Genomic DNA, 6,264 nt, shown 5'->3' with positions numbered 1-6,264 from the left:
TCGGTGATGTCGCGCACGACCTTGCCGAATCCGCGTAGCGCGCCGGCGTCGTCCCGCAGGGCCGTGATCGTGATGCTGGCGAGAAACTCCGACCCGTCCTTGCGCAGCCGCCAGCTTTCCTCTTCGATCCGGCCGAGCGCGCTCGCCCGCGCCAGATCGTCGCCTGGCTTGCCGGCAGCGACATCTTCGGGCGGATAGAATCTTGCGAAGTCGGAGCCGATGATCTCGGCTTCGGTCCAGCCCTTGATGCGCTCCGCGCCGCGATTCCAAATCGTTACCCGGCCCTCGGCGTCGAGCATGTAGATCGCATAGTTGGTCGCACCATCGATCAGCAGTCCGAGCTCCTCCGCCATCGCCGCATTCTGGCGCGCGATGGCGTCGGTGCCCGAAGCGCCGTCGACGGGAAACGTGACGCTCATACGGGTGGCGCGGTCGACCCGGCTGCATGACGATAGCGCATTGAAACGGCGACCTCTCACTCCGGAAGCTCCCGAAGTGTCGGCAACCTGCGAAGGGTCAACGTTCAACGCGTGTGTTCGGCCCATGTCAGGCGAATGGCCTGAGGAAGGCCAATGCGCTCTCGCCGAGCAATATCAGGGCGAGCACGCTGCCACCGATCGAAACCCTGCGGTTCATGGCGACTAGCGGGTCCAAATATTTGTGGATTGCTTGGGTCATCGTTGCCGTTCCTCGCTCATCGAGGAGATATTACGCTCTCTACTCGCGGCTAAATATTGTGGTTTTACACATTCCGCGTGGTTTCGGCCAACCTCTGCCCCAACGGATTACGGGTCAGGACGGGCGGCTCAATGCGACAGCAGAGTGCAGTGCCGTTCGTGCAACAGCAGGTCTCGGGTGACGCCGCCGAATGCCCATTCCCGGATGCGGCTATGCCCATAGGCGCCCGCGACGACGAGATCCGCTTCGACGTCGGTCGCGATTCCGGCCAGCGTTTCCGCGGCAGATCCCCGTATCCGGGAAACGACCCGATTCGTGCCGACGCCGTGCCGGTCGAGCCAGCCTGCGATATCTTCGAGGCCGCCGCGCGCGGCGACGGGGTCGTTGCCGGCTTCGACCAGCGTCACCCGGTCGGCACCGTGGAGGATCGGCAGCGCATCCATGATCGCCCGCCGGCATTCCCGCGTGTCGGTCCAGGCCACCACGACGTTCCGGAAATCGGCGGTCACGTTGGCATCGGGAACGACCAGCACGGGGCGGCCGGCGCGCAGGACCAGATCGCCGGTATCGGCGTGGGTCGATCGATCGCCCGGGGACGGCCCGACACTGGTGATGACGAGGTCGGCGCAGCGAGCGTCTACCGCGACGACATGGGCGATATTCTCGAGCGTCGGGATCGATCGCCATTCGAGCACATGGGACCGCAGGCCGGCATGGGCGTGGAACTCGACCTTCGCACGCGCCAGTTCGTCGGTCACGATATCGCGTTCGACCACGGCGAGTGCACCGTCCATATATCCGTCGCAGCTGCCGAGCTGCACGGGCATGCAGGCGGCGATCCCGATCACCCGGGAATGATATTGCTGCGCGAGTGTTGCCGTGGCGTCGAGCACGGCTGCATTCGATCTCGCGCCATCGAGATGAACCATCAAGGTCGAATAGGTCACGCCTGTCTCCAAAATCGTCGCAATTGCGAGCACGTCCATTCGGCGCTCTGCGCGACTTTGTCGGGCGGGGCAGGACTCGGAATCTACGCAAGGCGACCGACATGTCGGCGTCGTGATGCCTCCCGCGTAGTTCCCGATGCTGTTGAAAGCTGTTTCAGACCCTATCGCCAGATCCATCACCGGCCCGGACGTGTCGGGCCGGACTCTCGAAAGGACGCCCGCCGTGGTTCACAGGGAACGCCATGTCGGCGATCGTATCGGCTGGCTGCGCGCAGGCGTCCTGGGCGCCAATGACGGGATCGTGTCCACGGCGAGCCTGATCATCGGCGTCGCTGCTGCAGCTGTGCAGACCAATGCTGCCCGAGCGACGGATATCGTCATCGCCGGGACGGCCGGCCTGGTGGCCGGCGCCATGTCGATGGCTGCCGGCGAATATGTATCGGTCAGCGCGCAGGCCGATACCGAGAAGGCCGAGATCGCGCGCGAGCGTCGCGAGCTTGCGGACGACCCGGCCGGCGAGCTGGCCGAACTCGCCGGCATCTATGCGGCGCGCGGCGTCGATGACGTTACCGCGCTTGCCGTGGCGACGCAGTTGATGGCGCGGGACGCGATCGGTGCGCATACGCGCGACGAACTCGATATCGCGGTCGGCACGCGCGCCCGGCCAGTCCAGGCGGCGTTCGCCTCCGCCGCCAGCTTCACGGTGGGCGCGGCGATGCCGCTGCTCGCGGTCTTTGCCGCGCCCGCCGGTCTGCTCATCCCGGCGGTGGCCGTCTCGTCGCTGGCGTTTCTCGCGATTCTCGGCGCCCTGGGTGCGCGGACCGGCAACGCGATCGTGTGGCGCGGCATGCTGCGGGTCACCTTCTGGGGGGCCTTCGCGATGGCGGCGACCGCGGTCATCGGGCGAGTGCTCGGATCCGCGGTCTGATCGGCGGTGCATCGGTATGCCCATGCGTAGTTCCCGACGGTGATGCCGGGTTCGACCGGTCGCTACAGCACTGGCGATATTCGGTTTCCGGCTACGGAACTCGGCGCACCGGGATCGGACAGCATCGCCCATGAAGATCGATCGCATGATGACGTCGGCGATGACGCTGGCCCTGCTTGGTGCAGCGCTGCCGCTCGCCGCGTTCGCACAGACCCCGCCGGTTGCCACCGCCGATGGCAGGATCGAGCGGCTCAAACCGGGGGAGTATCTCTGGGCGCCGGAGATCGCGCCGGCCGGTCCGGTTACGGTCATCGTCAGCCTGAAGACCCAGAAAGCCTATGCCTATCGCAACGGCGTCGCGATCGGCGTGTCGACGGTATCCACGGGAACGAGGGGCCATGCCACGCCGACGGGCGTCTTCACGGTGCTTCAGAAGTACGCCGATCACGTGTCCAACCAATACAAGGGCGCCGCTATGCCGTTCATGCAGCGGCTGACCTGGGGCGGGATCGCGATGCATGCCGGCAATCTGCCGGGCTATCCCGCGTCGCATGGCTGTATCAGACTACCGCTCGCCTTTGCGAAGCTGCTGTTCGGCATCACCCGAATGGGCGTCACGGTTGTCATCACGCAGGATGCCTTGATGCCGGTCGTCGTCACGACCCCCGGCATGCTGAAGCCGGACGATGCCGCGCCGCTGCCGGATGGGGCATTCGTCTGGCGCCCGGCTCGCTCGCCGACCGGTCCCGTGTCGATCGTCATCAGCGGCCGCGACAGGAAGGTCGTCGTCCTGCGCAACGGCGTCGAGATCGGATCGAGCCCGGTCGTGCTCGATGCGCCCGTGGAACGCACCGCCGCCTTCACGCTCCAGTCGATCGACGCGAGCGGCGAACACTGGCTGCGACTGCCCTTGCCGGGCGAGACCCGAACCGGCGAACTGAGCGTGGAGGACCGTGCCAAGGGGCATCTGCCCGAAGGCTTCCGAACTGCGCTGGCCACCGTCCTGACCCCGGGCGCGACACTGCTGGTGACGCGCGAAACACTGGCAAGTGCCGGCACCGGCACGGCGGTCACGATCATCGAGACCGACGGGCGATGACCGCGACCCTCGTCATCGCCGAGGCGAACAAGCCCAACGACGTACGCCAGCGGCGAAGCGTCCATCGTGGCTGATCGGACCGCGAGCGCCTTCGTCCCCAAGATCGTGACGACGATGCGGGAAGGCTACACGCTTGGCCGGTTTCGCGCGGATGCCATCGCCGGCGCGACGGTCGCGGTCGTCGCGCTGCCGCTTGCGATGGCGTTGGGCATCGCGAGTGGCGCGCCGCCCGACAAGGGCCTGATCACCGCGATCGTCGCGGGTTTCCTGGTGTCGGCGCTCGGCGGTTCTCGCGTGCAGATCGGCGGGCCGACCGGAGCCTTCGTGGTCGTCGTGTTCAACGTCATCGCACAACATGGCTATGACGGGCTGGTGCTGGCGACGCTGCTCGCCGGGCTGATCCTGATCGTTGCCGGCTACGCCCGGCTCGGCGATCTGATCCGCTTCATTCCCTATACGGTCGTGACCGGGTTCACCGCCGGGATCGCCGTCATCATCGCATCGAGCCAGGTCAGGGATTTCCTAGGGTTGAGGATGTCCGCCGTCCCGGCTGATTTCCTGCCGAAGTGGAGCGCCTATTTCGGAGCGCTGCGAACGGTCGACGCAGCGACGGTGGCGATCGGTGTCGGCGCGCTGACGGTGATCCTTGTCCTGCGGCGGGTTTCACCGCGAATACCGGGTTTCCTCGTCGCGATCGTGGTGGCGTCGCTCGCAGTCGTCGCGATCGGCCTGCACGTCGAGACGATCGGCTCGCGCTTCCCCCACATGCCGAGCGGCATCGCGATGCCGGCGCTACCGGTCTGGACGATCGCCAAGGTGCAGGCGGTGCTCCCCTCGGCGTTCACCATCGCCTTCCTCGCGGGGGTGGAGGCTTTGTTGTCGGCTGTTGTGGCGGACGGGATGATCGGATCGCGGCATCGATCGAACCAGGAACTGGTCGGCCAGGGCGTCGCCAACATTGCATCCGCGCTGTTCGGCGGCCTCCCCGCCACCGGCGCGATCGCGCGGACGGCCACCGCGATCAAGGCTGGCGCGCAGACGCCCGTCGCCGGCATGCTGCACGCCGTGTTCGTCCTGCTGTTCCTGCTGTTCGGCGCGAACCTGATGCGGTTCGTGCCGATGGCGGCGCTCGCCGCGATCCTGTTCGTTGTCGCCTGGGGCATGAGCGAGCACGAGCGTTTCCTGGGCTTGTTGCGGATGCCGAACGGCGACCGGATGGTGCTGCTGCTGACGTTCGCGCTGACCGTCCTCGTCGACCTCACGGTGGCGATCGGGGTCGGCGTGACGCTGGCCGCGCTGCTGTTCATGGCGCGGATGAGCGATACCGTCAGCATCGATCGCGGTAGCGAAGGCGATGATGAAGACACCGACCAGCGGGACGGGCTCCCCGACGACGTCGAGGTGTTTCGGATCGACGGGCCATTCTTCTTCGGCGTGGCGGCGGGTCTGATGGATGCCTATCGGAGCCTGGGAACCATCCCGCGCATGCTCATCATCCGCCTGGAACGCGTGCCGGTGCTCGATGCCAGCGGCGCGGCGGCGATCGGCGAACTGGTCAGGCGAGCCGGGCTGGCGGGAACGCGCGTGATCATCTGTGCCGCGCGACCGGAGGTGATCGCGATGCTCGACCGCGCGCATGTCGGCGACCACGATGATCTTTTTATCAGAACGGCGACCTATGCGCAGGCCATCGCCAGCGCGAATGGTAAGTGCAGCCTGCGTATTTGAAAGAGGTTTCACAGGAATGATAACATCGATCGCCGCAGCGGCCGGCACCGCGATGGCTCAGCCCAGCCTCTTCATACCCCACGGGGGTGGCCCGTGCTTCTTCATGCCCGATCCCGGTCATGTCTGGTCCGGCATAGCGAGCTTCCTGAAGGGCCTTGTCGACCGGTTGCCTGAACCGCCCAGGGCGATCATCGTGGTATCCGGCCATTGGGAAACCGACGGCTTTGCCTTTACCGGCGCTGGACGTCCGGACCTGATCTACGATTATTCCGGCTTTCCTGCCGAGACCTATGCGCTACGCTACGATGTGCCGGGCGATCCGCCGCTGGCGAGCCGTGCCGCCGACATGCTGAAGGACGCCGGCCTGGCGGCAAAGGTCGATCCTTCCCGTGGTCTCGACCACGGCGTCTTCGTGCCTCTGAAAGTCGCCTTCCCCGATGCGGATATCCCGGTCATCGAAATGTCCGTCGAGAAGGATCTCGATCCTGCCCTTCACCTCGCGGCCGGGCGTGCGCTGGCGCCGCTTCGGGGCGAGGGCATTCTGATTGTCGGCTCCGGCATGAGCTTCCACAACATGCGCGCCTATGGCGATCCGCGATCGCCAGCGCCCTCGCAGGCGTTCGACCGGTGGCTGACCGAGGCGGTGGGATTGCCCGGTCCACGGCGCGCCGAGGCGCTGGCGTCCTGGGCGACGTCGCCCGGTGGCCGCTTCGCGCACCCGCGGGAAGAGCATCTGCTGCCGCTCATGGTCGCAGCAGGTGCGTCCGACGCTAGCGGCGAGCGGGTCTACAACGAGCTGGTGCTCGAGACGGCGATCTCCGCCTTTCGCTTCGCCTGACCACGAACTCCGTCGACCGGGATGTAGGCGGTCGCAATGCCGGCTT

General features: G+C 66.5%; 6 protein-coding genes. 4 read left to right on the top strand and 2 right to left on the bottom strand.

Annotated features, from left to right (window positions below):
- Together ACFE7D_RS06775 and ACFE7D_RS06770 are read right to left on the bottom strand one after the other, a co-directional pair.
- The coding region (locus tag ACFE7D_RS06775) for a PAS domain-containing protein (RefSeq protein ID WP_375394666.1) at positions 1 to 353 on the bottom strand (353 nt) is incomplete at its 3' end.
- A gap of 453 nt (positions 354 to 806) precedes the next feature.
- Positions 807 to 1,625, bottom strand: coding sequence for a universal stress protein (locus ACFE7D_RS06770; RefSeq protein ID WP_375394665.1), 819 nt, complete (start codon positions 1,623 to 1,625; stop codon positions 807 to 809).
- 223 nt (positions 1,626 to 1,848) lie between these two features.
- On the opposite strand from ACFE7D_RS06770, the gene ACFE7D_RS06765 reads away from it, so the two are divergent.
- The 4 genes from ACFE7D_RS06765 (at position 1,849) to ACFE7D_RS06750 (ending at position 6,218) form a co-directional block, all read left to right on the top strand.
- Positions 1,849 to 2,553 (top strand): VIT family protein, encoded by a 705-nt coding sequence (locus ACFE7D_RS06765; RefSeq protein WP_375394664.1) that lies wholly within the window; start codon positions 1,849 to 1,851, stop codon positions 2,551 to 2,553.
- Between the two features lie 130 nt (positions 2,554 to 2,683).
- Positions 2,684 to 3,652 carry a L,D-transpeptidase gene (locus ACFE7D_RS06760; protein WP_375394663.1) on the top strand — a complete coding sequence of 323 codons (969 nt, stop codon included), beginning with the start codon at positions 2,684 to 2,686 and terminating at the stop codon, positions 3,650 to 3,652.
- 66 nt (positions 3,653 to 3,718) lie between these two features.
- Complete coding sequence (locus ACFE7D_RS06755) at positions 3,719 to 5,380, top strand: SulP family inorganic anion transporter (protein ID WP_375394662.1); 1,662 nt, start codon at positions 3,719 to 3,721, stop codon at positions 5,378 to 5,380.
- Between the two features lie 52 nt (positions 5,381 to 5,432).
- Positions 5,433 to 6,218, top strand: a complete 786-nt coding sequence (locus ACFE7D_RS06750) for a DODA-type extradiol aromatic ring-opening family dioxygenase (protein WP_375394661.1) — start codon at positions 5,433 to 5,435, stop codon at positions 6,216 to 6,218.
- Positions 6,219 to 6,264: the final 46 nt, after the last annotated feature.

It is taken from the genome of uncultured Sphingomonas sp. (assembly GCF_964244235.1).
Classification (GTDB): domain Bacteria; phylum Pseudomonadota; class Alphaproteobacteria; order Sphingomonadales; family Sphingomonadaceae; genus Sphingomonas.
Note: the sequence above shows the minus strand (reverse complement) of the source record. Positions and strands in the feature narration are given on the sequence as shown.